Genomic DNA, 26,420 nt, shown 5'->3' on the forward strand with positions numbered 1-26,420 from the left:
GCAAAATCCTAACATAGATCCCCACACCACTATGATTTCAGCAGTCGACCAGTACCTTAAAACGCTCCTCGCCTTCGTACCCCGAAATGCGGCGAACCGATTCACCAAAGACTACATCGCCCTCATTCACGTCCCGGCGGTGGGTCCCGAAAAAGTGTATTCGCTCGTTTTGGACGAAGCTCAACCCATGCTCACGGTAGCTTCCTACAAAAGCGCAGTGTGGGAAATCGTCGAGGATTACGCAAATGAAGACGCGGCGAAACCTGAGTTGGATGCCTTGCAAGCTCAAGTAGCTCAAGATCACCCAGCTTTCTATTACCTGGATAGTGAGACACTGAAGTTGTGTGACAACTACAGCGATGGAAGAGCGGGGTTGGATTACTATCTCATGCTTTGGCAGCGAGACGGTGAGACTGGTGTTTCCGAATGCTACGAACCGTATTCGAGAGACGACTACGCTTGGGCCAGTGTCATCGGCGCGATGCAGGTACTCGCAAGCCAATTCGAATACGCCATTCAGTAAGGAGGCTGTCATGCCCACGAATCCATCATTCAAAACAACACAGAAGAATAAGAAGTTTTTGGGAGTACGCTTCGCTAGCTGCAATTGCTACGGGCGTCTCTATCTAAACGACGACGGCGGAGCTTATGTGGGCCGTTGCCCAAAGTGCTACACCTCCTTTGCGGTGCGTGTTGGCGCTGGCGGGACCAGTAGCCGCATGTTTGTGGCGAACTGCCGCTAGAATTTCACCGCTCATGCCCATCCTGATCGCAGGTCTGGTCGCTGCTGCGATCCTTCTTTTGCTACCGCGATTTCTCGGTCGCCGCCAGCAACGTATGCTCGAGCAGTACCATGTCCTCGAGAAGCGTTTTGGCCTGTCGCTCCGAGTATCGCAGAGCCGCTGGGGAAAAGGAATCGGAGAGCACCACTCACTGCATGGTGAAAGCCGTGGTTACCCGCTCTCCCTTTATAGTCATTTCGTAAAGAAAGAAAAAGATAAGCTCGAATGGACCTCGCTCGTGTTCGAAGCCTTGTTTGCTGAAAGCGTCGAATTTTGTATTGAATTTAAGGGCACGGACGATCTCGCCCGTTTTGAAATATCCGAAGCTTGTGGTTCGCAAATGGAAGGGGAGGGGTTCGTCATCTCCGCTTCGGAAGATCTGAGCAAAATCTGGCGAGACGAATCAGTCGCTAAACGCTTCCCGTTCCTAGCAAGGCAACCAAGTTCAGGCGCCATACGCTTGAGCAAAGGTTTTCTCGAGTATCGAGAAACTGGAATGATGGAATTCGAGGAGCAACGCCTACGTTTCCAGGAAGCGATTCTCTTCCTCGCCAGTATTTGCGATGCCTTGTCGCTCTACATGAGCGAGCGTAAGGTTGCCCGTAGCGCGGAGCTTTAGCTTGCGAGCCCGCAGAAAAGTAGAATAATCGGTCCTCCACCCGAAAGCCGCTACCGCAGCGCGTAAACGCCGGCTTTTAAGCGACGCAGGCCTTCCTCCAACGTGGCGCGTGGGCAACCGAAGTTGAGGCGCACGTGTACTTTGCTGTCGAAGGGAACGCCATCGCTTAGTCCGATGCCGTGATCCTCGAAATGCGCAATAGGGTTCGGTAGTTCGAGCTGGGATACGTCCATCCAGCTGAGGTAAGTGGCTTCGTGCTGGTAAAGGCCGATCTCAGGGATTTCACGTTTTACGAAGTCGTGAATGAAGTCGCGATTTCCGGCGAGGTAGCTTTGCAGCTCGTCACGCCAGCTTTGGCCGTAACGATAGGCTGCTTCGCAAGCGGTGTAGCCGAGGTTGTTGACTTCCGCCATGATGCCGCGGGAGGCCGTCACGAATTGCTGGCGCAGTTTCTCGTCGGGGATAATGGCGATCGAGCAGCCAAGGCCGGCGAGATTGTAGGTCTTACTGGGAGCGATGAAGGTGAAGACGCGCTCTTTGGCCTGCTCCGAGACGGAGGCGAGGGGGATGTGCTTGCGGCCGTCGAGCACGAGTTCGCAGTGGATCTCGTCCGAACAGCAGATCAGGTCGTGGCGTTCGCAAAAGTCGATGACCTTGAGAAGCTCCTCGCGTTCGAAGACGCGGGCGCAAGGATTGTGCGGATTGCAGAAGAGGAAGAGCTTGGTGTCTGGCGTGACGGCAGCTTCGAGGGCGTCCCAATCGATCACGTACTTTTCCCCGTCGAGGGCCATTTGTGCTTTGACTACGGGTCGCTTTTGGAACTTTGGCCCAAAAATGAACGGCGGATAAATGGGAGTGGTGGTGAGTACCTCGTGCTGCGGTTCGCAGAACGCGCGGCTGGCGATATTTAGCCCTACCACGAGGCCGGGGAGCCAAACGAGCCAGCTCGGATCGATCTTCCATGCGTACTCGCGGTCGAGCATATCGACCACTGCTTCAGTGCACGAAGGCTCGGGTCGAGCGTAGCCGAAGATGCCGTGGTCAATGCGCTCATGCAAGGCGTCGAGAACAGCTTCTGGGGCATGGAAGTCCATGTCGGCCACCCACATTGGGAGGATGTCCTTGCCCTCGTACTTTTGCCATTTCTGGCTGTCGGTTTCTGTGCGGTCGTAGACGGTATCGAAGATGGATGGCTCGGTGCTCATAGTTGGAAGCCAAAGAGGAGAACTGGCACTGCCTTGTAAATGGGAAAGTCGCTCCGGGGCTCTGGCGGGCGGCAATCGGCACTGTCTCACTCAATAGGGTCAACAAGTGAGACAATATGGCTCATTGATTGAGGCGGATAATATGCAACTTGTTGATATACAAATGAAAGAGAAATCATAGAGATTGGTATTGGTTGTGCAATAATGACGGAAACTCACTAATCACTCGAATTCAATAAGGAGGAAATACAATGACCTATTTAAGAACAAACCGCATACGACCGAACGCTAACGCTCTCAACTGGCCGATTGGCTTGGGAGACCTCGAAAAACAACTGGGCACGATCTTTGCAGGATTGCCTGAGTTATTCGAGTCACATCAAGGCGCAGCTCAACGCCCCGTAGCTCGTCATGCCAAGCTTCGCTGGTACGAGAAAGATGACGCTTATCTCGTCCGTATCGACCTAGCTGGAGTTAAGAAGGAGGACGTCCAGATTGAATTGGAAGACGGCTCCGTCGCGGTATCAGCGGTTCGCAAGTCTGAATCTGCCACCGAGGAAGGGAAAGCGAGCGAGTTAAAGTACTCCAATACGTTCCGCGTGCCAGAGGAAGTAAAGCAGGAGGCGGTCGCGGCGAGCTTCGAAAACGGTGTGCTTAGCTTGACGCTACCCAAGAGCGAGAAAGCTCAACCGCGTCAAATTTCTATCGGCTAAGATGCTGTCTCGAAGAAACGAATACTAAAACCAACGAAACCAAATTTACTCATGACTTTACTCAACATCACCAAAACTCAGCAACCGCAATGCTCGGCCTCGAATGGAGCAACCCAGCAGGAAGAGCAAATTCGTTACGAGCGTCCGCAGTACCGTGTCCAGGAACTGGATACTGGGTTTGTCGCGGAAGTGGATCTCCCTGGCGTTCCCAAGGACGCGGTCGAGCTTTCGGTTACCGACGGTGTATTGGAAATTTCAGCGACTCGTGGCTGGGGAGACCGAAACGATTGGAGCCCGCTAGCTGGCGTCGCTGAAGATGGTTTGACCTACCGCCTTCGACTGGAGCTGGCCGATCAAGTGGATGCCGAAAACATCACTGCGGAGTTGGTTGAGGGAGTGTTGAAACTGACTTTAGGAAAAGCAGAGGAAAAGAAACCTCGGCGTATCGCTATCAGTTAGCGTTTCGCCAGAGTTGGATGGATAAGGAGGGAAGCCGGTCCTGCGTATGCGGGGCCGGCTTTTTCGTGCTTGTGTCAAAGGTCGCCCGGTATTTGTGCTTTGTGCAAATGATCCCCAAAATCTTCGCACTGACCGTCATCTCCCTTGCTCTTAGCCTATCCACTCGTGCGATGGGACAAAGTTCGGATTCAGTCGCCGAGCCAGAAGCAGCGCCGGAACCGGTACCTGAAGCTAGTGAGTTTTCTACGGCGAGGGATCAAGTGCTCGAAGAACTCAGCCAGCTGACTGACCTTGATTTTGGCGGCAACTCGGGAGCTCGGCTGGCGGTGTTTTTTCTACTGCTCTTGGCTGCTTTTGTAATCCGGAAAATCGTGGTGGCGGTGTACGTCCGCTGGTTTCACAAGGCGGCTGAAAAGACGTCGTGGACTTTCGACGACAAGCTGATCCCAGCCATGACCGGACCGATCGGGGCCATGACCTATGTGATCGGATTCTTTCTCTCTATCTCGGTTTTGAGCCTTTCGCCGAGCATGGACATCGTGATCCTGCGCATTTTTCAGGCGTCAACCATGACCGTTCTTTTTTGGGGCCTGCTGCGTGGGGTGGACGTGATGGCGGAGGTGATGGTCGATGTCGCTAAAGAGAGAGACATGGGAGTCTACCATTTTATCCCGCTGATCAAGAAGACGGCTCGCATCTTCTTGATCGTGGTGGCGGTGGTGCTCGTGGTGCAAAACCTCGGCTACTCGGTGGGATCCTTGCTTGCTGGCATGGGGATCGGTGGCTTGGCCTTGGCTTTGGCTGCTCAAGAGTCGCTGGCTAATTTTTTCGGTTCGGTCAGTATCGTGGCGGATCGCCCATTCAAGGTAGGGGATTGGATCCAAGTTGGCAGCCGGGTCGATGGAGATGTCGAGGAAATCGGGCTGCGGTCTACCAAGGTGCGTACTTGGTCGAAGTCTTTGATGACCATTCCTAACAAAGTGCTAGCTAACGAGATCATCGAGAATTGGAGCCACATGCCAAAGCGCCGGGTCAAACAATATGTGGGTGTGACGTACAGCACTTCTCCTGAAAATATGGAGGGGTTGGTGGAGGACATTCGGCAGCTGTTGAGAGAGGACGAAGGGGTGAACCAAGATTTCATTTTGGTTAACTTCACCGATTTTGGCGACAGTGCTTTGCAGATCTTAGTTTACTACTTTACGTCCACGACTGCCTGGTTGGCCCACATGGACATCCGGCAGCGGATCAACCTTAAGATTATGAAAGCGGTGGAAGGTCGCGGGTCGTCTATCGCCTTCCCAACCCGCACCGTTCATATCGAGGGTGGGGCTACGCCGTTTTTGGCGGAAAAGTAGAGGGTTCTGCGACCTTTTCAAATTGCTATCATAAAACCTTATAGGGATTTCGCTATTTCCTAAAAAAAAGCACCCTTAAGGGTGGAGGATTAAAAGTAAAAACGCTGTAAAATATCAAATATTTTACAACCTGAGTATTAATCGATTTGCTCCAAACCCTGGTCGTACTATTGGTTGTTTCTATCCAATAGGAATTGCCTAGCCGCTCGCACAGCGTCTCCGGCAAGACTCGAATTTCTTTATGTTGTTTGGGAGAAGTCCGGCCCCTTCGGGGGCCGGGCTTTATTTTTGCCAAGCGCTGCCGCTGACGTTTCTCAGGTATGCGAGTGAGGTGCCTAACTGTTCAGCTGTGCTACGAAGAGAGACTGGGATTGTAGGCCGATCGGCAGCCACTGTGCTTGGAAGCCGTTTTGTTCGAGAGCTGCTTGCATCTCATCCCGGGTGAAGAGTCCGAGGCGATGCGTTTCGTTGAATTTGCTGAGGGTGTCCTCGTGATAAATTTCGTAGTCGATTTTCAATACGGAAACGGCTCCATCGGTTTCACCGAATCGGGTGCGGGTGATGGTATCTCCGGTTTTCGAGTCGGTCGCGCTGGTCGTGTCCACTTGACCTTCTTGCCAGAGATCTGGAGTGACCCATGGCTCGCAGACCAGCCATCCCCCGGGGCTGAGGTGTTGGGCGAAGCATTTTATCGCTGCGCCAAATCCCTCGAGCGTCCGGGTGTAGCCGATGGAGCTGAACAAGCAAAGCACCGCATCGTAGGTCTGACCGAGGTCGAAGTCTCTCATGTCACCGACCTGGAATCTCGCTTCAGGGTTCTTCCTCTGGGCGATCGCTACGAAATCCGGCTCGATGTCGAGTCCGTCGACTTCGTAGCCGTAGCGAACTCGGAGTTGCTTGGCGTGCTCGCCGGTTCCGCAACCGACGTCGAGAAGTTTTTGAAGAGTAGGGGAAAGGCGCCGTAGCAGCGTATCGATCTTTTCAGCTTCCTCCCTGTAATCTTTCAGGTCCCGGTAGATGAGGTCGTAGTATGCAGCGGATCGTTCGTACATGGAACAGATTCTGTCTCTAAGCGTCTGGACATGTCGAGTCCGCCGTCTTTTGCTGTGGCTTGCGAATTTGGATCTTCGTCTGGATCGTTTCTCGGTTAGGTTCAGGCCGTTCTCGTCGTTCTACTCGTTCCAACCAAGTTAAGAAAATATGACCCTAAGTAATCGCGCTTCTTTGTTCCGTATCCGATTTTCATTTCTCACCCTTGGTCTCTTGGCTTGCTTGCCGCTTAGGGCAGAACAGGTCATCCCAGGCGTTGATTGGCAAGACGACTACAATCCAGTTGCTAGTCCGGACGCGTTAGTTGGCGGCAAAGCCCGGATTTATGCGGCCCAATACCCCAAGTCATTCAACTATTATTTGGATACAAACGCTTACAATGCCACGATTTACGGGCTGATGTTTGATACGCTGATGGGGATCCATCCCCTTGACGCCTCCTTCGAGCCGCTTATCGCGAAGAGTGTCACGGTATCTGACGACAATTTGAATTTCGTGGTCAAGCTAGACGAGAGGGCGAAATGGAGCGACGGAAAGTCCATCACAGCCCAAGATGTGGTCTTCACATACGAGACGATATTGAAGCCGGAGAACCTTACCGGTCCGCACAAGGTTGGTTTGCAGGAATTCGAAGCCCCAGTCGCCGTCGATGATTTGACAGTCCGCTTCACCGCCAAGAAGGCTCACTGGCGTAATGTTTTGACGATCGCCTCCATGCAAATCCTTCCAAAGCATTTCTACGAGGGCAAAGATTTCAACAAGTCGAACTTCGAGTTTCCCGTCGTATCGGGACTGTACCGTTTTGGGACGGTGAAGGAAGGCGTTTCGGCTACCATTGAACGCAGGGACGATTGGTGGCTTAAGGATGCAAAGCGTGTCCAAGGGGTTGGAAATTTTCAGACGTTGGAATTTCGCTTCTACCCCGAGCGGGAGATGGCTTATGAAGCGTTTAAGAAAGGCGAGTTCGATATCCACGCCGTATATACCTCTCACATCTGGGTGAACGATACGGAAGGCGAAGCGTTCGACAAGAATTGGATAGTAAAACAGGCCGTCACAAATCATGAGCCGCCAAGCTGGCAGGGTTTCGCCATCAATACGCGGCGTGAGTTGTTCAGCGATCGGAAGGTGCGTCTCGCTCTGGCTCATTCGCTTAATCGCGAACGCATGAACAATGAGCTCATGTTCAAGCAATATACGCTCTCCAGTTCTTTCTCCTCGGATCTCTGGGACGAAGACCATCCTAATCCGAATCCACTCTATGAATACAACAAGGAGAAAGCGAGAGCTCTGCTGGAAGAAGCTGGATGGAAAGCCAACCCAGAGACCGGCAAGCTCGAAAAGGATGGGAAGCAGTTTTTGATCCGCTTCCTTACTCGCTCGGCGAGCTCAGACAAGTTTTTGGTCGTTTACAAAGAAGACCTCGCGGACTTGGGAATAGATTTGGAGATCGTGCGCAAGGACTGGGCTGCATGGATGAAAGACATGGATGAGTTTAACTACGACATGACGTGGGCGGCTTGGGGAAGCAGTCTTTTCAAGGATCCAGAATCGATGTGGTATTCCGACGAGGCCGACCGTCCCGCGGGACAAAACATAACGGGTTTCAAGTCGGAGGAGGTAGATGCCCTGATCGAAAAACAACGCAGTATCTACGACATCTCAGAGCGAAACGATATCTTGCGAGAGATCGACCAGCTTGTTTATGCGGAAGTCCCATACATTTTGCTTTGGCATATTGACTACACGCGGATGCTCTATTGGAACAAGTTCGGTACGCCATACACTGTGCTTTCGAAATTCGAAAACGAGCGCTCCTCTTGGATATATTGGTGGATTGATCCGAATGCTAAGGCAGACCTTGAGCAAGCGATGGAAGAAGGGAAGGCATTGGCGCCGCTTCCATACGATATTTCGTTTGACGAAGAGTTTGACGGTTAGAGGGGCGTCGCGTCTAAGCCGAATCAATACATGAGTGATCGAGCTGCTTACTTCCTACGGCGTTTACTGCTGATTTTTCCGACTTTTATCGGCATCACATTCCTAACCTATTTGCTGACGCAATTCGTCCCCGGGGGACCTGTTGAGCAGGCGATGATGCAGATGCGTGGCTTCGATAGTTCGGGAGTCGCGACACGCAGCGAAAGTATATCTGAGGAGCAGCGCGAGGCGATCCGATCTCACTTCGGTTTCGACAAGCCGTTTCTGGTCCGTTACTACGACTGGCTTGTTGTTAACAAGATGGGGATGACGGTCGATTCGTACAAGTATTCGAACAAGACGGTTTGGGAACTGATTTCGGAGCGCTTTCCTGTTTCGCTCACTTTTGGGGTGGCCGGGTTTGTATTGACTTACCTAATATGTATTCCGCTCGGAATCGCCAAGGCATTGCGTAATGGGTCAGGTTTCGATTTGGCCAGTAGCGTGGCCGTTTTTACTGGTTACGCGATCCCTGCATTCGCTTTTGGCATGTTGTTGAAAACGGTATTTAGCGGAACGTCGGAACACTTTTTCGACATTTTCCCGATTGGAGGATTCCGGTCCGAATTCTTCGACGAGATGAGCCTATGGGAAAAAGTAAAAGACCAGTTCATGCACATGTTCCTGCCGGTCATGTGCTATGTTATAGGAAATTTCGCTGTTCTGACCCTTCTCATGAAAAACTCTCTACTTGAGCAGATCAGTCAGGACTATGTCCGAACGGTTGTTGCCAAGGGTGGCAGTATGAAGCGAGCCGTTTGGAGACACGCGCTTCGCAATGCTTTGATTCCGATTGCTACCGGGTTTGGGGGAGTTTTATCGATCATGTTCGCGGGATCGGTTTTGATCGAACGTGTATTCAATATTCCAGGCATGGGTCTCTTAAGCTTGGAGGCGATTGTCGGCCGTGACTACATGGTCTTTATGGGTACTCTAGCCCTAACTTCTATAGTGGCACTTCTGGGACGGGTGCTCTCGGACTTCTGCTATGTGCTGATTGATCCGCGTATCAGCTTCAACAAGGGATGAAGATTCGCTGGCCTAAGTTTAATCCGATCACTCGAAAGCGATGGAAACGGTTCAAATCTCTGAAACGTTCCTATTATTCCTTTTGGCTTTTGATCGGTCTCTACCTTTTCAGCCTTCTGGCGGATGTTTTGTTCAATGAAAAGCCGCTCTTTGTCCGCTATGATGGAGAGTCGTTCTTCCCGCTCTTTTTCTATTACCCTGACACCGTTTTCACCAACAGCGGGTTGGATACACGTCCCGATTATAAGAAGATAGACGCCTCGGATCGTTTTGCCGAAGGCAGCGGTAACTACATGCTTTTTGCTCCTTATCCCTATGGCCCGAACGAAAGCATCACCGCTGCGCAGATCGAGGTAGACGAATCGGTGGATATTGTTATCCGTCGCCAGCAGTTAGTGGGAACCATCGAATTGGATGAGACCTTGGAGATCCGACGATCGGTTGCCGGAGCTCCGATCTTTGGAGTAGAGTCGGATCGTGATCTGCGGGGCTTGCCGCTAAGCGAGCAGCTGGAAGTGACGCCTGCATTTGAGTCGGCTATCAAAGCGCGGCTTGCTAACACGGTTTCGCAACCGGCATTTGACGAAAAGGTTGAGCTCTCTTCTGGGATAGCGGTTGAGCTCTCTTTATCTCCCTATGAACCGCGCTCGCGGCCACCGAGCTCGGTGCGAGTCACCCTTAGAGAAGAGGTTAGTTCTTCGAAGCAAGAGACCTTACGTTTCCTCGAAGAATCGGAGAGTATTGAGAATACGGGTACGCTTTGGTCCAAAATGAGCGAAGCGGACCAGCAACTCGTTGAACAGAAGGCTTTCGAGCGGATGGCCAAGCGAATTCAACCTATGACACTCGAAATCGAAGGGAAGAGTTTCGAGATCGATTTCGAAAAAGAAGATGTATTCTTTCCGTTTCGACCGACGGAAAACCACTGGATGGGATTGGATAGCTCTGGTCGTGATGTATTCTCCCGTTTGATACACGCGATGCGGATATCTATGAACTTCGGTATTCTTCTCGTCGCAGCGTCTATGTTGATCGGCATTGCCGCGGGAGCTGTTCAGGGATATTACGGCGGCAAAGTCGATCTCCTCGGGCAGCGTTCAATTGAGATTTGGGAGGCATTGCCGTTCCTATATGTGATGATTCTACTGGGGTCTGTGTTGGGCCAGAGCTTTGGGTTGCTGCTCATCGTGTATGCTCTCTTCAGCTGGATCGGAATATCCTACTATATCCGCGGTGAATTTTTGAAACTCCGCAAGCAGCCCTTCGTGGAGGCAGCCGTTTGTCTAGGGCTCCCCTCGCGCAAAATTATTCTCCGTCACATTTTGCCGAATGCGATGGTACCTGTAATCACGTTTTTTCCGTTTTCACTGGTGTCCGCTATCGGAGCTCTGTCAGCGCTGGATTACCTCGGATTTGGCTTGCCTGCTCCGACGCCAAGTTGGGGTGAGCTCTTTGCTCAGGCTCAAGAGTTTAGTTTCGCTTGGTGGCTGGTCTTGTTTCCCTTCTTGGCTTTGTTCCTCGTAGGGTTGTTGGGAGTCTTTATCGGAGAGGGTGTTCGATCTGCGTTCGATCCTCGAGCAAACACGCACTACGAGTCATGAGCGAAGTCCAAGAAATCATGCTCACGGTCAAGAACTTGACCATCGAATTTAAAACGGACGAGGCCACGGTGCGGGCGGTCGACGATTTGTCCTTCGACCTGCACAAGAACGAGATTCTTGGAATTGTTGGAGAATCTGGTAGTGGGAAATCGGTTACAGGTCTTAGTCTGTTACGACTGGTTCCAGCCCCAGTCGGTAAGATAATCAATGGATCAGCGGTTTATGATGGTCGTGACTTGGTGACTCTCCCAATCGAAGATCTAATCAAGATCCGCGGACGTGAGATTGGCATCATCTTCCAAGAGCCCATGACTGCTCTTTCCCCTTTGATGACGATAGGGGATCAGTTTGTGGAAACCCTTCAACTGCATTTCGACATTACGAAAAAGGAGGCTCGAGCGCGGTCAATCGAGTGGCTGGGTAAGGTTGGGATTCCTTCGCCTGAGGAACGCATGGGCGCGTATCCCTTCGAATTTTCAGGAGGAATGAGACAGCGTGTTATGATCGCCTCCGTGCTGATGCTGGATCCGAAGGTCATCATCGCCGACGAGCCGACTACGGCATTGGACGTTACCACTCAGCGGCAAATCTTCGAGCTGATCCTGCAGGTGAAAAGTAAAGACAGCTCGATCATTTTTATCACGCACGACATGGGCGTAATTTGGCAGCTTTGCGATCGAGTCATGGTCATGGAGCGCTCTCGAAAAGTAGAGGAAGGGCGATTGCGTGACCTCTTCGCGTCACCAAAAGAAGAATACACCAAAAAGCTTCTCTCTTCAGTGCCGCGTCTGACGGACGAGCCGATTGCTCGTGGCGGTTTGGATGAGCCTATCTTGAAAGTCGAGAACCTGAAGACATGGTTCCCGATCAAGAAAGGTATTCTCTCCAGAGTCGTAGGGCATGTGAAGGCTGTAGATGATGTGAGTCTTGAAGTGATGGAGGGAGAGACGCTTGCTATCGTGGGCGAGTCGGGAAGCGGCAAGAGTACCTTAGGACGTACGATCTTAGGCCTGGAAAAGGCGCTCTCCGGTGAGGTCACTTTCAGGGGAGAGCAATTGGTGGGTAGAAAAATGGCTGACCTGAAAAAACTGCGCCGAGACATGCAGATCGTTTTTCAGGATCCTTTCTCCTCTTTGAACCCCCGTATGACGATTTTGGATATCCTGACTGAAGGGATGGAAGAGCACCGATTGCTTGAGGGAAAAGCGAAAGCAGATGTGGCGGTACGCTTGATGGAAGAAGTCGGTCTATCTGCCGACCAAATCTATCGCTACCCGCATGAGTTCAGCGGGGGACAGCGACAGCGCATCTGTATCGCTCGAGCTATGTCCTTGCGGCCGCAGCTCATCATACTCGACGAGGCGGTTAGCGCCTTGGACGTCACGATTCAGGCCCAAGTTATCGATTTACTAATGGAGCTAAAGGAACGTCATAATCTGTCATACCTCTTCATCTCGCATGACCTCAGCGTCGTTAAACGTATCGCTGAAAGGACGGCGGTCATGCGCCGCGGAAAGATCGTCGAATATGGACTCACCAAAGACGTAATCGGAAACCCTCAAAGCGAATACTCCCAGAAACTCCTCTCAGCTGTACCGATCCCGGGCAGCGAAGAGAGTCGCCTCTCGATTCGAAAAGGATAAACAATTTTCAGCTATAGCCTAACCCAACGAAGAATGAACCTAAAGCTACGCAACCTACTCCCAATCCTTCTTTTCCTCGCTCCGGTTATTACCCTGCAGGCCGGCTACAAGCTGGTGCAGGCTCCGCTTCCGGACGACCTCATGCAGGTCCACATCTACGAGTTGGATAACGGGCTAACCGTTTACCTGACGGAAAACGACGAGACACCCACATTCCGCTCGGAGATCACGGTGCGGGCCGGTTCCAAGGACGATCCGGCGGACGCGACGGGCCTCGCTCACTACCTTGAGCACTTGCTTTTTAAGGGGAACGGTAAGATGGGCTCCTCCGACTGGGAGAAGGAAAAGGTGCACATCGACCGGATTTCAGATCTCTACGAGCAGCATTTCAATGAGGAGGATCCCGAAGAAAGAGCCCGTATCTACCAAGAGATCAACAAGGAGTCCCAGCTGGCCGCCCAGTACGCCATCCCGGGCGAGTTTGACATGCTGATCTCAAGCCTCGGTGGACAAGGGATCAATGCCTACACTGCTCCGGATCGCACGGTTTACCTCGAGGAGCTCCCTTCCAACCGGCTCGAGCAGTGGGCCATGATCGAGTCCAACCGCTTTCAAGACCCCGTTTTCCGTCTCTTCCAGCCAGAGCTCGAAATCGTATACGAAGAAAAGAATCGGGCTATGGACGACAAGGACCGATTGATCCAGGAAGCCCTCTTCGAGCTTCTTTACGGCGACCACCCTTACGGCTCGCAGACCGCCCTCGGTTCGGTCGAGCACCTCAAACGGCCATCGCTCAAGAAAATCCATGAATTCTTCGACGTATATTATGTCGCCAACAACATGGCCATTGCGTTGGCGGGCGACTTTGAAGTGGAGGAGGCTATCGAAATTATTGACGAACACTTCTCGTCATGGAAATCTGGAGACGTTCCGGAATTCGACCGTCCCATGCCGGCTCCGATTGCCGAGAATGAGAGCGTGACCGTCACCTACCCGGGGCAGGAAAACGTGATGCTCGGTTTTGATACAGCTCCCGTGGGCCACGAGGACGAGCCAGCTCTCAAGCTGATCGACATGATTTTGGACAACGCGAACGCTGGGCTCATCAACTTGAATCTTAACCAGCAGCAGCGCGTCGCGCAGGCCGGATCGTTCCCCTATATCCGCAACGACGCTGGCAGCCAGTTTCTCTACGGAGCCCCGAAGGAAGGACAAAGCCTAGAGGAAGTGGAGTCGCTGTTGCTCGAGCAATTGGAGATCATCAAGAACGGCGACTTCGACGATTGGATTCTTTCGGCCATCGTCACCGATTTTGAAAAGAGCGAAAAGCTGGCGATGGAAACCAATGCGGGTCGGCTGAGAATCATCAGCACCGCCTACGGCGAAAAGAAGGACTGGGCAGACGTGGTCAGCGAGATCGACCGCATGGAAGCCTTGACCAAGGATGACCTGGTGGAAGTTGCCAACAAGTACTTCTCGAAGCCGTACGTCGTGGCGTATCGAAAAGATGGTGACTACTCGCCCCCAACAGTTCCCAAGCCCGAATTCGATCCTATCGCTATTGACCGCAGCAAGCGATCCGAATTTGCAGTAGCGGTGTTGGCGACGAAGTCGGATCCCATCGAGCCGGAATTTCTCGAAAAGGGTGAAGACTATCAAGTGATGGAATTGGGCAATGGAGTCCGGCTGTTCTACGTCGAGAATCCTGCCAACGATCTGTTTGCTCTTTCAAAGGTTTACGAATTGGGAAGTCGCGAGATGCGTGAGTTGCCAATGACGTCTGCCTTGCTCGACAAGTCTGGTACGTCGCGGCTGTCGCCGCCAGAGTTGAAAAAGGCTTGGTACGCGCTCGGTGCGGACTTCGCGTTTTCAGTTGGTGACCATAATACGATTTTGAGCGTGAGCGGCTTGGATGAGAATTTCGACGAGTCTCTTTCCCTGTTTCAAGAGGTGCTCAACGATTCGCAAGGCGACGCAACGGTTTTAGAAGAGTTGGTGGCGATCCAGCTGAAGCAAAAGCAGGATGCCATGAAGGAACCGAGCATGATTTTCAATGCCTTGCGCAACTACACGCGCTACGGCGAGGAGTCGCCGTTCCTCTCCGCTCTTTCCTCGGATGAGATTAAGGCTCTTAGCGTGGAGGGTTTGCTGAGCCAGCTGAATCGGCTTTCTGGATATGAACATGATTACCTGTACGTCGGCAAGATGCCGATCAAAGAGGTAGCCAAGAAGCTCAAGAAGCTTTCGAAAACAAAGCGTGCTCTCAAACCAGCTCCCGAGCCTGTCTTGCCGAAGCTCCACGATCCCGAGTCTAACGACATCGTTTATGTTGATTACGAGACGGCTCAATCGCAGATCCGCATCGAATTTCCGGGAGGCATCTACGACGAGTCAGAGCGTCCCATGATCGAAACCTTCAACGAGTACTTTTATGGAGGTATGGGCGGGATCGTCTTCCAGGAAATGCGTGAAGCGCGGGCGTTGGCGTATTCCGTTTGGGCTCACTATCTCGTTTCAAGCTTTGAAGGCGGGGAAGATCTGGTGATGGGGTTCATCGGAACCCAAGCTGACAAAACGGTTGATTCCCTTTCCGCCTACTTGGATCTCTGGGATAACATGCCCAATTCTGAAGATCGCTTTGCGGTTGTTAAGGAGTCCTTGGATAACCAATACAGGGTATCGAAAATCGGTTTCCGCGACGTGTTAGCAGCGGTCAAGGCTTGGGAACGAGTGGGGCTCGAAGGGGATCCGCGCGATTCTCGCTACGATAAGATCATGGAAGGCGACCTCGAGGACCTCTTCGGTTTCTATGAAAAGGAAATCAAAGGGCAGCCCAAGATGATATCTATATTAGGACCGTCTGCAGCTATCGACATGGAGGAGCTAGAGAAGCATGGCGAAGTCCGTCAGGTAAAGGTCAGCGATATTTTTGTAGATTAGTATTCTCGAGGGCAGGCGCGTTCTCGGTTGCGAAAAAAGCAATTGATTCGCGAGTAAACTCGCTCCTACCTGTTTCGCTTTCCATGAAACTGCCTCGATACGACTGGTCTGAGCTGGAGCGCGTTGCGACGCGTATCGTTGAATCTTGTTTAGTGGATCTGCCGGACGAAATTCGTCCGGCGGCGGAGAGGGTACCGTGTCTGTTTAAGCGCTACCACCCTAATGCTCCGCACATTGACCCGGAAGCCATGTATATGCTGGGTGAATACATTACCTACGGCGATGATACGGGAAGCGTGGATGAGAGCGGCATTATCGCTCTCTACCTAGGAGCGATCGCATGGTATTGCGAGGACGAGAATTTGGACTTTGAAGATGAGGTGCGCACGACTTACCTGCACGAACTCGGCCACCACTTTGGCTGGGACGAAGAAGCAGTGGAGGAGCGGGGATTGTAGATGGAGCTACGATTCGAGCCACTCTCTTAAATCCTGAGCTTCGTGAATGTACGTTCTCGACTGGTACAAGGGGTCTAGCAGACGTTTGGTCTTGGGGTCGGCAAAACGTTGGCAGTGGAGAAGGGCTTTGACCTTGTGTTCAGGTGAGCGCACGAGGCGGCCAAGTGCCTGGTTGACTTTTTGGATACCGGGGTGGAGGTAAGCTCGCTCGAAACCGCTATTGCCGAGGTCATCGTGGTGCCTGCGTTTGGCCTCTTGGATGAAATTCATCTCGGGGAGAGCGGGGCTAACGATGATGGCAGTTCCGGCTTTGCCGCCGAGAGTGTCGACGCCTTCGGCATAGGACGAACCGAGAATGAGAATCAGCACGTCGTGGAAGGCGAGCGTTTCCTCGAGGTAGGCATTGCGGTCGGCGAGGCTGCCGCCGGATCGTGGTTGCAGAGCGACGCGTAGTTCGGGATGGTGGAACTGTAAAGCTTCTTGCGCCTGCTTGGCGTAGGCGTAGCTGGGGAAGAACGCGATAGCGGGACCAGCTGATTCGGCGGCAGCGGCGATGGTCGATGCGGTCGTGGGGAGATGGCTACTACGACTTTTGAAGCGTGTGTCGACGCGCAGGTCGATGGCGACGTCGTAGGCTTCGTTTCGCCAAGGAGCGGGCGGAGTGAGGTGGGAGATTGGGGGTTGGGCTCTGGGCTCTAGCGTTTTATTGGTCAGACCGACTTCGTCGAGGTACGAATCTAGGGGAGTGAGGGTAGCGGAGAGGAAGAGCGCTCCGTTGTATTGGGAAAGTTGGGACTGGATGAGCTGGGCGGCGTCGATGCACTCGAGACGAAGGGCACCGGGGGAGGGGGACCAGAGTAGATGGCGGAGTTCGGCGCGCTGTTGGCCGGCGTGTGCGGAGCTGATTTGGAAGAGTTGTTCGAGCGTCTCGGGTTGAAGCTCTTCGTAGGCAAGGGGCTCGCTGGTGAGGAGCTCGCTGATCTTTCCGAGGGCGTGGCGGAAGTCGGCTTCGCTGGCGGGATCGACAGGGGTGGCTTTTGGTTCTCGTGGCGCGGACCGGGTGGAACCGGTCCCTCCAGTGGTGAGGAGGCTGGCGAGGGTTTTGAATTGGGAGCGGAGGGGAGCAGGGGCTTTATTGGCGTTGAGGTCGTCAAGTGCGGCGTAGACGGGGTGGACCGAGAATTCGTAGGTGTAGGAGGACTCGACGCGGGAGGGTAGGTTGTGGGCTTCGTCGATAATGAGAAAGGTACGGGCGGGATCGAAGTCGGTCTGGTCGGCGAGCAGGCGGGCGGAGGTGGGCGAGAAGAGGTAGTTGTAATCGCCTATCCAGATATCTCGCTGGCCGAGTCCGGCTCGCATGATCTCGTAAGGACAGATGCCGGTGACGCGCCCCTCTGTCCGCAGCGTCTCGAGGTCGAGTTCGTCTTGTGAGAGGAGGTAGAGTCGCTGGAGGCCTGAGCGTTTCCACTTGTCGTGGAGGTTGGCGAGATAGGGGCAGGTCTGGCGGGAGCAGCGGAACTCATGGTGGATACAGTGCTCCTGCTTGTTGCGGATGTGCCAGAACGTCGCCGGAAGCGGGGACGATGGGTTTTGTGTTTTGGGTTCCGGATTCTGGGACGAGGTGGTTTTAGATAAAAGGGCTTTGAGACGGGTGAGAGCTTCAGTTTGGCCCGTGGATTTGGAGGTGAGGTAGAGGACGCGGTCGCATTGACCAGCGGCGAGGCGACGGGCAGCGTATTCCCAGGCGACTCCAGTTTTGCCGTAGCCGGTGGGAGCCTCGAGAAGGGTTATCTTTGAGTTGGAAAAGGCGTCAGTGAGTTCGGCTTGTATGTTTTCTTGGCCGGGGCGTGGAATATCGTAGGCAGGACGGACTGCGAGGGAGCGGAGGCGAGCAAGGCGCTCTTGCTTAGCCTCTAAATAGTCGACGAGGGTGTCGAGGTGGTCGACGAAGATGCTGTCGTAGCTGGGGTCGAGAGTGAGGGATTGGGTAAGGCCGGAACCGATTTCCACGAAGAGAAGCTCGAGGCGGTAGGTTCCGGGTTTCGAGTTCCGGGTTTCGGGTTTGGGGCCGAGGTCGTCGACCTCGTTTCTGATGAGGAGTTCGCGGTAGGTGAGGAGCTGGAGGGGGTAGGAAGGGTAGCGTTCGCGAATGGTTTCTTGGTCGAGGGGGACGGGCTCAGAGAGGGTTTTGATTTCTCGGAGGTGATGGGTGCGGTCGGTCGTCTTAAGTTGGTCGATGCGACCGGATAGGTTGAGGGTCCAATTTCTCCAAACGAGGGGTCCAGCAATTGTCACCTCGTTTCGCATGCCTTCACCTGCTTCGTCGGATTCGCTCTGAATCCGCTGGTGCCACTCGGTGCCAAGCTGGGCCCGCCAAATTGCCGAAACGCCACCGAAACCAGGGGTCGCGTAGGTCGTGAATGCTGCGAATTCTCCTACGCTGAGCGTTACTTGGCGGTTGGGGGCGTCGATGTGCATGGATGGGAAAATAGTGAGAGAAGGGGAAGCTTAGCGGATTGGAAGCGAAATTCTGTGCACATTGCTTGGAGAGTCGTGCGATTGGCCTTCCCTTGTTTTTTTGCTGCGCCGCGGATAAATTCAGCTACGGTGGTGTCTTGTCGATTAAGGTACTTGTTATGAGAATTTTCCAAATCTTGGCGGTAGCGGTTATCAGTCCTGTTTTTTGTGCAGCATCCGACTACATGGACAGCGTTTTGACCAACTTGCAGGGCGTGGGATTGGAGATTCGACAGCTCAATATCCAGTCGGAAACGTTTCAGCTATCCTACGAGGATGTGGAAGAACAAGCTTTGAAGTCGCTGCAGGACTTCGATGTGCGACTGCTTTCCTCTATGGAACTGGATGTGATGCCGGGACAGCCCTACCTTGAGGTCGCGATCGACGTGGCTCACGTGCAGGGGCCAAGCCACATTTACATGGTCAAGCTGGAACTGCGTGAGATGGCTCAATTGGAGCGTCCTAAGGACCGCACGGTTTCCATGTCCTTGGCGACTTGGGAGCGAAAGATGATGGGTGTCGCTAACCGTCCGGAGAAGGTTACCGAGGAGCTTGCGAGCTTGTTGCGGATGTTTTCGGACGAGTTTCACTCGCACAACCTGCCGGAGTAGCGGCCGCTTAAGAGCGAACTGGCTTGTATTTGAGGAGGACCGTATCTTTCCCGAGTTTGGTAGATTCGAGCAGTTCGTATGAGCGTTCGCTTGCGCCGGTGAAGAGCGGTGTACCCCCACCGAAGAGCAAGGGTTCGATAGTGATCCAGAGTTCGTCGACAAGGGCTTCCTCCAAATAGTGTGTATAGATTTCGCCCCCCCCGAGCAGGGCGGTTTTTTTGCGCCCACGGGTTTTTAGCTCGGAGAGAACGGATGAGGGCGATGCGTCGGTGAATTCGACGAGTCCGGGCCGAGCGTCGGCAGAGAAAGTGCCGGGGTGACGTGTTACAATTTTGCGGAGGAAGCGTTTTGTAACCGATTTTAAGATGCGGTTACGAAGGGTCTCGTATGTTTTTCGCCCCATTATCAGAGAATCGAAATCTTGCAGGGCGTTTCGGAGAAATCTCGAGTCGGCGTCGCTGCAAAAACCGGTGCCGGGGCGGTCTGGTCGGGCGATGAACCCGTCGATGGATTGGGCTGCGATGAGGACGAGCATGGGATAAGTGAGATTAAAAGTGTCGCGAAGCTTTCTCGTTTAGGGCCCGGTACCCGACGCCGTGTACGGTTTCGATGGGGTCGCTTGCTCCGAGACTGTTCATTTTCTTACGGATTTGAGCGATGTGTTGGTCAAGAGTGCGGGTGGTACCGTAGTATTCGATTCCCCATACACGATCTAGCAGAACCGAACGGTTGAGGACTTCGCCGGGATGAAGGTAAAATTGTTCGAGTAACTTGAGCTCGCGTTCGGTAAGGGCGCAGTCTTGGCCTTCGTATTCAAGTTTGTAGGTCGAGCGGTTGATGGTGAGAGGACCGATGGTGAGCTTGCTAGGGAGTTCAGTCGTCTTATCGTTCTTTGCTTGAGAGCCGGTGCGGCGAAAAATAGCTTCGATGCGAGCGAGTAGCTCCTGCACGCCAAAGGGTTTGGTGATGTAGTCGTCGGCTCCTAGTTTTAGGCCGAGGACCTTGTCGATCTCTTGGCTTTTTGCTGTGAGGTGGATGATGGCGGTTTGGGGAGATTTTGCCCGGAATTCTTGGCAGAGGGAGTACCCGTCTTTGCCGGGCATCATGATGTCTAGTAAGGCGAGGTCGAATGTGTCTTGCGGGAAAAGGGAGCTGGCTTGATTTCCATCAGAAGTAGCAACGACGAGGTAGCCTTCGCTCTCGAGCGTATCCACGAGTCCGGTACGAATATGGGGATCATCTTCTGCAACGAGGATTCTCTTCTTGCTCATTTCTTTAGGGTGCGATGGTGAATTCCAGACAGAAGGTGGGATAGAGGTCTGGGCTTTGGGGGTGTAGATAGCTGAGCTTTGCTCCCATTTCGTCGGCGAGACTTTGGGCGATGCTAAGGCCGAGTCCGAAACCGGAGGTTTCCGCTGTGAGCGAGTCATCCCCGCGGGTGAAGGCCTGAAAGTTTTTCTTACGCAGGTGCGCGGGTAGTCCTGCCCCTTTGTCTGAAAACTCGATGAGGGCGCGATTGTCGACCTGGCGTGAGCGAATGCGTATCCAAGCTCCCTGACGGGCGTATTTGAGGGAGTTGTCGATAAGGTTGCCGAATATCTGGCAGAGGGCGTCGCGGTCGAAGTGGAGTTTCATGTTGCCGAGTTGCAGGTCGGTCTCGAGCTCGAAGTTGTGGCGAGCTAGGTCTCTCAGCCGGAGTTCGAGGTAGGATCGAAGGACCGGGTCGAGCTCTTGCTCTTCTAGGCTAAGCTTGACGCGGGATTGGTCGAGCCGGGAAAAGTCGAGCACGTTGTTTACTAGGCGGGTTAGGCGTTGGCACTCACCTGATATTGTATCGAGATACTTGTTACGCTTTTCAGAATCTTGAACCCGACCCGTTTGCAGCAGCTCTGAATACATTCGGATGGTGGTTAGCGGTGTTTTAAGCTCGTGGGAAACGTTGGATACGAAGGAGACTTTCCGGGCGGCTTCGATTTGGCTGCTGCGCGTCTGCCAGACAAGCCAGATTCCGGTGCCGAAAAGGGTGAGCAGGACAGCAGTCGTTCCGAGGCCGGCGGCGCTGGTGATCATGCTGCCGAGGCTTCCATCGAGTTGGGTGTAGAGATGAAGGGTCCAGCCGGGGAGTTCCGAACCGAGGGAGAACGTTTCGGCAGAGCCGCTGGGGAGCCTTTCGGATCGCAAGTAGGAGGATTGACGGCTATTGGTGGCGGCGACGGATTTTCCGGAGGGGTCGCGAATGATGAAGCTCTCTATGTTGGCGGCAAGTTCGGTGGGGAACGATTTCTGGAGGATGGAGGAGAGGTCGCCGAGGCGAACAACCGCGCCCGTGATTACTTGGCCCCCGTTCCAACTGGAGATGCCGATCCAGTAGCTCTCGCCTTCTTTCAAATCGTGTATCCAACGCGTGGAGTCAGAGACCCAAGCTTGTTTTGATTTTCGAAACGAGCTCTTAGCGACCTGAGTGGTCCGTTGCGACTGGCTGCGGATTTCTTGGCGTAGCGTGGTATTGGAGGCGTAGTTGTAGAAGCTGGGCTCACCGGCTAGGGCGTCGGATTCGTCGGCGAACGCTAGGCTCTCTTTGGCGGCCGGAGAAGGCTCTGGGGCTTCCCAGATCCAACCTTTTTTCTGAGGTCGGATCAGGGCTTTGAAATCGGGAGCAAGGTTTTCGTTGGGAGGAAAAAGCTCTACCTCGTCCGGGGAGGACGTCTCCCAGGAAAATGCGAACGAGACGAGGGGATCGCGTTGCTGCCAAGTTGAGAGCTGGGGAGCGAAGTTGGGACCTTCGAAGGCGAGCAGAGATTCCATGACGGCGGTCTTAACTTCGGCAACCGTCAGTCCTATGTTTTCCACTACAGTGGTGGCTTGGTTATTGGCCGCTAGCAGGTTGGCTTCGCGGAAGCGTTTGGCCTCGCTCCAGAGCAGCCCGTAGACGATGGCCCCAATCGCGAGTGTGGTGCTCGCGAGTAGGAGCAACGGAAGGGCGATTCGAGGTTTCTTGGGCATGGAGGCAAGCTGATGGGAGAAGGGGCTGGTGTGAAGAGCGTTTTTTTAGGGAAGGATCCCGCGACCGTGGAGAATGGCTCCTGCGCTGCGGTCGCGGGCTAAAGCGTAGCGTTACGTTTCGTTGTTTTAGTATGATTTTTGTTGGGAGCGGGTCTGGTAGGAGGAGGATCTCATTTCTTTGCGCGAGCGATTGTCGAGACCGTCGTTCTCGAGCGTGGTGGTGGTGGACTCGAGGGCGACGCGCTTGTCTTCGATTTCGGTGTCGTTCCAAACTGCGTTGTTAGTGGTGATCCAGTCGTCGAGCTTTCCCAAGGTCGCGGTAGCGGCGGGCAGGTCTCCTTGGTCGGCAAGGGCGACCGCTTCGTCTTGGGCGATGGCGACGTAATTGTAGACGACTTGGCGTTGCACGTCGATGTTGACCGACTTTTCTTTCTGCTCGGGGGTGGGAGCAAACGTGGTGGTCGCAATTTGTTGGACTGCGTATGTCTGATCCGAGTCGATGTCTTGGTAGCGGGTGGAAATGGTTGCGATTTCCTGTGTGGTGTTGGCGCGTCCGCCGGGGTTGCGCATTTCGATAAGGGCGAACTTTTCTTGGCCAGCGTAGAGGTGCTTGATGTTTAGGGTGACGCGATTGCCTTGGATTTGTCCCTCGCGTCCGATAATCCGAATGGGTTCGAAGCCGTGCAGGCACTCTACCTCAATGACGGCGTTCTGAGCGATGATGCTCGAAGCGTCGCCGAGTTCGGAATCGAAGATTCGCGGTAGGTCTTTTGCAGATTCCACGAAGTAGACATTGCCTTGTCCGGCAGCGGAGAGTCCTGCCATGAGGTCTTCGTTGTAGCCGAGTCCGAGACCGATTGTGGATACGGTAATGCCCTCTCTTGCGAGCGATCGTCCGAGTAGTTGAAAATCGCTTACGTTGGATGGACCTTCATTGGCGAGGCCGTCCGAAAGAAGAAGGATGCGATTAATTCCGGCGCTGTCGTCGAGAGCAGGGCGTAGGGCGGCGGCTCCTAGGTTGACACCAGCATATATCGCGGTGCCGCCGTCGGCGTGGATGCTGTCGATGTAGGCTCTTGGGTTGGAGATGTTTCCCACTCGGGTGAGGGGTAGTAGGGTTTTTGCGGCATTATTATAAGCGATAATGGATACGAAGTCGTTGGGTTGCAGGGATTGGAAGGCGCGTCGAATGGCTTGCTTGGCCATTTCGATCTTGGTGCCGTTCATCGACCCCGAACGGTCCAGCACGATGGCGAGGTTAAGGGGTGGTCGATCATGGCTGTGCCGCAGATTTGCGGGTAGCAGGCTGACTTTCAGGACGGCAGTGTCGTGGCCTTCGGCTGAAAGCTGAGCGTAGTCGAGCTCGGCCATGAGTGCAACGGGTGTTGTGGCGTCGGCTGCCGAGGCTGTGGGCCCGAGGAGGTTTAGGAGGACGGGGGCGAGTCCGAGAATGAAGGCGAGTAGATGTCGGTTTTTCATGCGAGTGCTTTGTTTCGTGGAGTTATCGGGTCGAACTCCGCGAGAAGGGAGATTCGGTTCGGAGGTGATTAAAGCAAATTCGCGGGAGAAGGTTGTCATGAGGTGGCAAAAGAATTGTCAGGAAATTGTCATGGGAAAGGGATGGATATGGAGAGTGAAGGAAGCGGTCTCTCCAGTTTGTGCTTGTTGGGGCTTGATTTGGGAAATGGGGGATGGGTAATGTTCCCGCCCTATGATCAAGCCTGAGACTAAGGACCTTCACGACCAGATTGAAAAGCGCGCCGGATACCTCTGGAGGTATCTTTGACGTCGATAAGAAGAAGGCCGAGTTAAAGGAGCTCGAGCAGCAGATGAGCGCTGAGTCGTTTTGGAACGACCAGAAAGCGGCGCAAAAGGTCATCGCCCAAGCGAACCTAGCCAAGGGCGTGGTCGGTGGAATGACAGCATTCATGTCCAAGCTTGAGGACGCTCGTGCCATGGAGGAACTGCTCGATGAAGAGGGCGTTGACGAGCTTTCTGATGAAGCTGAGGAATTGCAGCAGGCTGCGGAGGCTTTGAAGGACGAACTCGACGAGCTCGAGATCCAGTGTTACCTCAACAAGCCGCACGATCGTTGTAATGCCTTGCTCAGCATCAATGCGGGTGCTGGTGGCACAGAGAGCTGCGATTGGGCGGATCTTCTCTACCGCATGTATACCCGATGGGCGGAGCGACGCGGTTTCAAGGTCGAGGTCATCGACATGCTCGCTGGCGAAGAAGCGGGGCTGGACAAAGTCACGCTCCGCATCGTGGGCGAAAACGCTTTTGGTTACGCCAACGCCGAGCGCGGAGTGCATCGCCTCGTTCGGATCAGTCCGTTTGACTCACAAAAACGTCGTCACACGTCCTTTTGCGCGGTGGACGTGGTCGCGGAGATCGAGGACGACATCGAGATCGAAGTGGACGCAAAGGACCTTCGAGAAGACACCTACCGAGCGAGCGGCAAAGGGGGTCAGCACGTCAACAAGACCGACTCTGCCATCCGGTTGACCCATCTCCCGACCGGAATCGTGGTGCAGTGTCAAAACGACCGTTCGCAGCATAAGAATCGCTCCACCGCGATGAAGATGCTCAAGGCTCGCCTCTACGAACGCCAGGAGGACGAGAAGCGCAGCGCCATGGAAAAGATGTACGGCGAGAAGGGTGAAATTGGCTGGGGTAACCAGATCCGCAGCTACGTTTTCCAACCGTATCAAATGGTGAAGGACCTGCGAACTGGCGTTGAAACGGGTAACATCCAAGCGGTAATGGACGGCGATATCGACCGTTTCGTTTCTGGTTGGCTGCGAGCCGGCTCACCCCGCTCACGCAACAAGGAGATCCAGATCGAGGATTAGCTTTCCGGCAGAGTTGGCGGTCGATACGAAACTCGTCCCTCCGCTGGAACAATCAGAAACGCATTTCGTTCGTAAAGGTCTTCGCATCAAAAAATGGAACTCGCCGCACTACAGTCAGCCTTTTCGGAACAGGAGCTCTTCGAGGGCAAGTCCTGGCGTATGTCGCCGGAGGCTTGGCGTCTCACCCCGGAGATCGTGGCCAAGCTCGAAGAGATCGGTCAAGCGAGTTTGGAGTTTTATCAAGCGATGGAGCTGCTCTATCGCCGTTCTTTCGAAGGCAAGAAGCTTCTCCGCAACAAGGAAACCTACGCTCCTTGGGTGGCGGAGTACCTAGATCGCGGCAAGGCGAAGGGCTTGATCGAAGCGTGTCGCAGCAAGGCCAGCAAAGGAGCCCTGCCACCGGTGATTCGTCCGGACTTGTTGGTTACGCAGGATGGCTTTTCGCTCTCTGAACTGGATTCGGTTCCTGGAGGAATTGGCCTGACCGCTTATTTAAACCATCTATACGAGAGCTCGGGTGCCGAAGGGATGCTCGGCGCCGGCGGCTCCATGGAGGAGGCGTTTTACCGAAGCATCTCCTCCCTGGCTCCGGAGGAAGACTATCCAGTGATCGCGCTGGCGGTAAGCGAGGAGGCCGCCACCTACAAACCAGAGATGGATTGGCTCGCCGAGCGACTGCAGCGTCGCGGTTATCGTGTATACAGCTTGTGGGTACAGCAGATATTTCCGTTGGGTGGCGCGGTCTATTTCGACATGGATGGGTCGCCCGAGAAGATCGACGTGGTTTACCGCTTTTTCGAACTCTTTGATTTGCCCAATCTGCCGGAAGCGGAGTTTATCTTCGAAGCGGTCGAAAACGGCGAGGTCGCCATGACGCCCCCCGCTAAGCCTTTTCTCGAAGAGAAGATGGGCATGGCACTCTTTCATCACCACTTGCTGGAGGAGTTTTGGAAGGAGAACATTTCCAAGAAGTCCTATAAGGTATTGAAGAAGCTGATACCAAAATCTTGGATCGTCGATCCAGCTCCCTTGCCGCCAGGTGCGGTGATTGACGGGCCGGTTGCCCAAGGCAAGCCTTTGCACTCGTGGATGGATTTGGCAGAGGCGAGCCAGAAGGAGCGTAATCTGGTACTCAAGATTTCTGGCTTTCACGAGACCGCTTGGGGTTCCCGTAGCGTGGTGATTGGCAACGACGTATCCAAGGACGATTGGAGGGACGCCTTGCAGGAGGCGGTTGATATGGCGGCGACTCATCCGCACGTGATGCAAGAGTTCAGTAAGTCGGTTCGCTTGAAACATCCGCTCTACGGCGAGGATGGCAGCGTCTACGAAGCGAGCGGGCGCCTGCGTCTCAATCCCTATTTCTTCACCGATGGTGAAACGGTCAAGCTAGCCGGGGCATTGGCGACTTTTTGCCCGCCGGACAAGAAGATCATCCACGGCATGGAAGACGCGGCCATGCTGCCGTGCCGAATCGTCGAGTGAGAGGTTACGAATCCTCGACCGACAGCTCCAAAATTAAAGAGTCCCAGAATCCTTGGATTCCTTACCAAGGCCCGTCACGTTTAGACTCCAACGTTGGAGTCTAAACGTGACG

Annotated in this window: 22 protein-coding genes; 15 read left to right on the plus strand and 7 right to left on the minus strand. The window is 53.9% G+C overall.

From position 1 onward, the window contains the following. The first annotated feature begins 31 nt into the window (after positions 1–31). Genes QEH53_RS10325 through QEH53_RS10335 form a run of 3 tightly spaced genes read left to right on the plus strand, consistent with a single transcriptional unit; the run spans position 32 to position 1,401 of the window. Positions 32–523 carry a hypothetical protein gene (locus tag QEH53_RS10325; RefSeq protein ID WP_309023106.1) on the plus strand — a complete coding sequence of 164 codons (492 nt, stop codon included), beginning with the start codon at positions 32–34 and terminating at the stop codon, positions 521–523. A 10-nt stretch (positions 524–533) separates the two neighbouring features. Then, entirely contained in the window at positions 534–743 is a 210-nt protein-coding gene (locus tag QEH53_RS10330) for a hypothetical protein (RefSeq protein ID WP_309023107.1), read from the plus strand. Between the two features lie 13 nt (positions 744–756). Beyond that, positions 757–1,401, plus strand: coding sequence for a hypothetical protein (locus tag QEH53_RS10335; protein WP_309023108.1), 645 nt, complete (start codon positions 757–759; stop codon positions 1,399–1,401). A 50-nt stretch (positions 1,402–1,451) separates the two neighbouring features. Here QEH53_RS10335 and QEH53_RS10340 read toward each other — a convergent pair whose 3' ends face one another. Continuing rightward, positions 1,452–2,606 (minus strand): PatB family C-S lyase, encoded by a 1,155-nt coding sequence (locus QEH53_RS10340; RefSeq protein WP_309023109.1) that lies wholly within the window; start codon positions 2,604–2,606, stop codon positions 1,452–1,454. 251 nt (positions 2,607–2,857) lie between these two features. Here QEH53_RS10340 and QEH53_RS10345 point away from each other — a divergent pair, with 251 nt between their 5' ends. The 3 genes from QEH53_RS10345 (at position 2,858) to QEH53_RS10355 (ending at position 5,136) form a co-directional block, all read left to right on the plus strand. Next, entirely contained in the window at positions 2,858–3,319 is a 462-nt protein-coding gene (locus QEH53_RS10345) for an Hsp20/alpha crystallin family protein (protein ID WP_309023110.1), read from the plus strand. A gap of 51 nt (positions 3,320–3,370) precedes the next feature. Then, positions 3,371–3,778, plus strand: a complete 408-nt coding sequence (locus QEH53_RS10350) for an Hsp20/alpha crystallin family protein (RefSeq protein ID WP_309023111.1) — start codon at positions 3,371–3,373, stop codon at positions 3,776–3,778. 107 nt (positions 3,779–3,885) lie between these two features. Further along, positions 3,886–5,136 (plus strand): mechanosensitive ion channel family protein, encoded by a 1,251-nt coding sequence (locus QEH53_RS10355; RefSeq protein ID WP_309023112.1) that lies wholly within the window; start codon positions 3,886–3,888, stop codon positions 5,134–5,136. 335 nt (positions 5,137–5,471) lie between these two features. Here QEH53_RS10355 and QEH53_RS10360 read toward each other — a convergent pair whose 3' ends face one another. Next, the gene (locus tag QEH53_RS10360) at positions 5,472–6,188 is read right to left on the minus strand and encodes a class I SAM-dependent methyltransferase (RefSeq protein WP_309023113.1); all 717 of its coding nucleotides are present in this window, start codon (positions 6,186–6,188) and stop codon (positions 5,472–5,474) included. A 148-nt stretch (positions 6,189–6,336) separates the two neighbouring features. Between QEH53_RS10360 and QEH53_RS10365 the strand changes: the two genes are divergently transcribed. From QEH53_RS10365 to QEH53_RS10390, 6 genes are all read left to right on the plus strand, one after another. Beyond that, positions 6,337–8,127, plus strand: a complete 1,791-nt coding sequence (locus QEH53_RS10365) for an extracellular solute-binding protein (RefSeq protein WP_309023114.1) — start codon at positions 6,337–6,339, stop codon at positions 8,125–8,127. A 30-nt stretch (positions 8,128–8,157) separates the two neighbouring features. Then, entirely contained in the window at positions 8,158–9,195 is a 1,038-nt protein-coding gene (locus tag QEH53_RS10370) for an ABC transporter permease subunit (RefSeq protein ID WP_309023115.1), read from the plus strand. Then, positions 9,192–10,796 (plus strand): ABC transporter permease subunit, encoded by a 1,605-nt coding sequence (locus QEH53_RS10375; protein WP_309023116.1) that lies wholly within the window; start codon positions 9,192–9,194, stop codon positions 10,794–10,796. Before QEH53_RS10370 ends, QEH53_RS10375 begins: the two co-directional genes overlap by 4 nt. Further along, positions 10,793–12,439, plus strand: coding sequence for an ABC transporter ATP-binding protein (locus QEH53_RS10380; RefSeq protein ID WP_309023117.1), 1,647 nt, complete (start codon positions 10,793–10,795; stop codon positions 12,437–12,439). The genes QEH53_RS10375 and QEH53_RS10380 overlap by 4 nt, the downstream gene beginning before the upstream one ends. 33 nt (positions 12,440–12,472) lie before the next feature. After that, the gene (locus QEH53_RS10385) at positions 12,473–15,379 is read left to right on the plus strand and encodes an insulinase family protein (RefSeq protein ID WP_309023118.1); all 2,907 of its coding nucleotides are present in this window, start codon (positions 12,473–12,475) and stop codon (positions 15,377–15,379) included. Positions 15,380–15,462: 83 nt separating this feature from the next. Further along, the gene (locus QEH53_RS10390; protein ID WP_309023119.1) at positions 15,463–15,837 is read left to right on the plus strand and encodes a metallopeptidase family protein; all 375 of its coding nucleotides are present in this window, start codon (positions 15,463–15,465) and stop codon (positions 15,835–15,837) included. Positions 15,838–15,843: 6 nt separating this feature from the next. On the opposite strand, the gene QEH53_RS10395 is transcribed toward QEH53_RS10390, so the two are convergent. Further along, entirely contained in the window at positions 15,844–18,315 is a 2,472-nt protein-coding gene (locus QEH53_RS10395; RefSeq protein ID WP_309023120.1) for a helicase C-terminal domain-containing protein, read from the minus strand. A gap of 158 nt (positions 18,316–18,473) precedes the next feature. Here QEH53_RS10395 and QEH53_RS10400 point away from each other — a divergent pair, with 158 nt between their 5' ends. Further along, positions 18,474–18,965 (plus strand): hypothetical protein, encoded by a 492-nt coding sequence (locus QEH53_RS10400; RefSeq protein WP_309023121.1) that lies wholly within the window; start codon positions 18,474–18,476, stop codon positions 18,963–18,965. A gap of 7 nt (positions 18,966–18,972) precedes the next feature. Here the strand turns inward: QEH53_RS10400 and QEH53_RS10405 are convergent, their stop codons facing one another. The 4 genes from QEH53_RS10405 to QEH53_RS10420 all read right to left on the minus strand — a co-directional run bounded on the left by QEH53_RS10405 (position 18,973) and on the right by QEH53_RS10420 (position 23,447). Continuing rightward, the gene (locus tag QEH53_RS10405; protein ID WP_309023122.1) at positions 18,973–19,500 is read right to left on the minus strand and encodes a dihydrofolate reductase family protein; all 528 of its coding nucleotides are present in this window, start codon (positions 19,498–19,500) and stop codon (positions 18,973–18,975) included. Positions 19,501–19,513: 13 nt separating this feature from the next. Beyond that, on the minus strand, positions 19,514–20,236 hold the full coding sequence (locus QEH53_RS10410; RefSeq protein WP_309023123.1) for a response regulator transcription factor: 723 nt from the start codon (positions 20,234–20,236) through the stop codon (positions 19,514–19,516). A 4-nt stretch (positions 20,237–20,240) separates the two neighbouring features. Beyond that, positions 20,241–21,968, minus strand: a complete 1,728-nt coding sequence (locus QEH53_RS10415; protein WP_309023124.1) for a HAMP domain-containing sensor histidine kinase — start codon at positions 21,966–21,968, stop codon at positions 20,241–20,243. A gap of 126 nt (positions 21,969–22,094) precedes the next feature. Beyond that, entirely contained in the window at positions 22,095–23,447 is a 1,353-nt protein-coding gene (locus QEH53_RS10420; RefSeq protein WP_309023125.1) for a VWA domain-containing protein, read from the minus strand. 232 nt (positions 23,448–23,679) lie between these two features. On the opposite strand from QEH53_RS10420, the gene prfB reads away from it, so the two are divergent. Then, a protein-coding gene (gene prfB / locus QEH53_RS10425; protein ID WP_309023126.1) for a peptide chain release factor 2 occupies positions 23,680–24,823 on the plus strand; the annotation gives its coding sequence in 2 pieces (ribosomal slippage) (positions 23,680–23,751 and positions 23,753–24,823; 1,143 coding nt in all). 93 nt (positions 24,824–24,916) lie between these two features. Continuing rightward, entirely contained in the window at positions 24,917–26,308 is a 1,392-nt protein-coding gene (locus QEH53_RS10430) for a hypothetical protein (RefSeq protein WP_309023127.1), read from the plus strand. Positions 26,309–26,420 lie beyond the last annotated feature (112 nt).

Source organism: Pelagicoccus sp. SDUM812002, from assembly GCF_031127835.1.
GTDB lineage: Bacteria > Verrucomicrobiota > Verrucomicrobiia > Opitutales > Opitutaceae > Pelagicoccus.

What these genes read in the sequence shown, in the direction of transcription:
- QEH53_RS10415 (WP_309023124.1), bottom strand. Translation starts at nt 21,968, where the DNA reads ATGCCCAAGAAACCTCGAATCGCCCTTCCGTTGCTCCTACTCGCGAGC.
- QEH53_RS10365 (WP_309023114.1), top strand. Translation starts at nt 6,337, where the DNA reads ATGACCCTAAGTAATCGCGCTTCTTTGTTCCGTATCCGATTTTCATTT.
- QEH53_RS10410 (WP_309023123.1), bottom strand. Translation starts at nt 20,236, where the DNA reads ATGAGCAAGAAGAGAATCCTCGTTGCAGAAGATGATCCCCATATTCGT.
- QEH53_RS10390 (WP_309023119.1), top strand. Translation starts at nt 15,463, where the DNA reads ATGAAACTGCCTCGATACGACTGGTCTGAGCTGGAGCGCGTTGCGACG.
- QEH53_RS10420 (WP_309023125.1), bottom strand. Translation starts at nt 23,447, where the DNA reads ATGAAAAACCGACATCTACTCGCCTTCATTCTCGGACTCGCCCCCGTC.
- QEH53_RS10335 (WP_309023108.1), top strand. Translation starts at nt 757, where the DNA reads ATGCCCATCCTGATCGCAGGTCTGGTCGCTGCTGCGATCCTTCTTTTG.
- QEH53_RS10325 (WP_309023106.1), top strand. Translation starts at nt 32, where the DNA reads ATGATTTCAGCAGTCGACCAGTACCTTAAAACGCTCCTCGCCTTCGTA.
- QEH53_RS10330 (WP_309023107.1), top strand. Translation starts at nt 534, where the DNA reads ATGCCCACGAATCCATCATTCAAAACAACACAGAAGAATAAGAAGTTT.
- QEH53_RS10405 (WP_309023122.1), bottom strand. Translation starts at nt 19,500, where the DNA reads ATGCTCGTCCTCATCGCAGCCCAATCCATCGACGGGTTCATCGCCCGA.
- QEH53_RS10350 (WP_309023111.1), top strand. Translation starts at nt 3,371, where the DNA reads ATGACTTTACTCAACATCACCAAAACTCAGCAACCGCAATGCTCGGCC.
- QEH53_RS10385 (WP_309023118.1), top strand. Translation starts at nt 12,473, where the DNA reads ATGAACCTAAAGCTACGCAACCTACTCCCAATCCTTCTTTTCCTCGCT.
- QEH53_RS10340 (WP_309023109.1), bottom strand. Translation starts at nt 2,606, where the DNA reads ATGAGCACCGAGCCATCCATCTTCGATACCGTCTACGACCGCACAGAA.
- QEH53_RS10380 (WP_309023117.1), top strand. Translation starts at nt 10,793, where the DNA reads ATGAGCGAAGTCCAAGAAATCATGCTCACGGTCAAGAACTTGACCATC.
- QEH53_RS10430 (WP_309023127.1), top strand. Translation starts at nt 24,917, where the DNA reads ATGGAACTCGCCGCACTACAGTCAGCCTTTTCGGAACAGGAGCTCTTC.
- QEH53_RS10355 (WP_309023112.1), top strand. Translation starts at nt 3,886, where the DNA reads ATGATCCCCAAAATCTTCGCACTGACCGTCATCTCCCTTGCTCTTAGC.
- QEH53_RS10400 (WP_309023121.1), top strand. Translation starts at nt 18,474, where the DNA reads ATGAGAATTTTCCAAATCTTGGCGGTAGCGGTTATCAGTCCTGTTTTT.
- QEH53_RS10370 (WP_309023115.1), top strand. Translation starts at nt 8,158, where the DNA reads ATGAGTGATCGAGCTGCTTACTTCCTACGGCGTTTACTGCTGATTTTT.
- QEH53_RS10375 (WP_309023116.1), top strand. Translation starts at nt 9,192, where the DNA reads ATGAAGATTCGCTGGCCTAAGTTTAATCCGATCACTCGAAAGCGATGG.
- QEH53_RS10395 (WP_309023120.1), bottom strand. Translation starts at nt 18,315, where the DNA reads ATGCACATCGACGCCCCCAACCGCCAAGTAACGCTCAGCGTAGGAGAA.
- QEH53_RS10345 (WP_309023110.1), top strand. Translation starts at nt 2,858, where the DNA reads ATGACCTATTTAAGAACAAACCGCATACGACCGAACGCTAACGCTCTC.
- QEH53_RS10360 (WP_309023113.1), bottom strand. Translation starts at nt 6,188, where the DNA reads ATGTACGAACGATCCGCTGCATACTACGACCTCATCTACCGGGACCTG.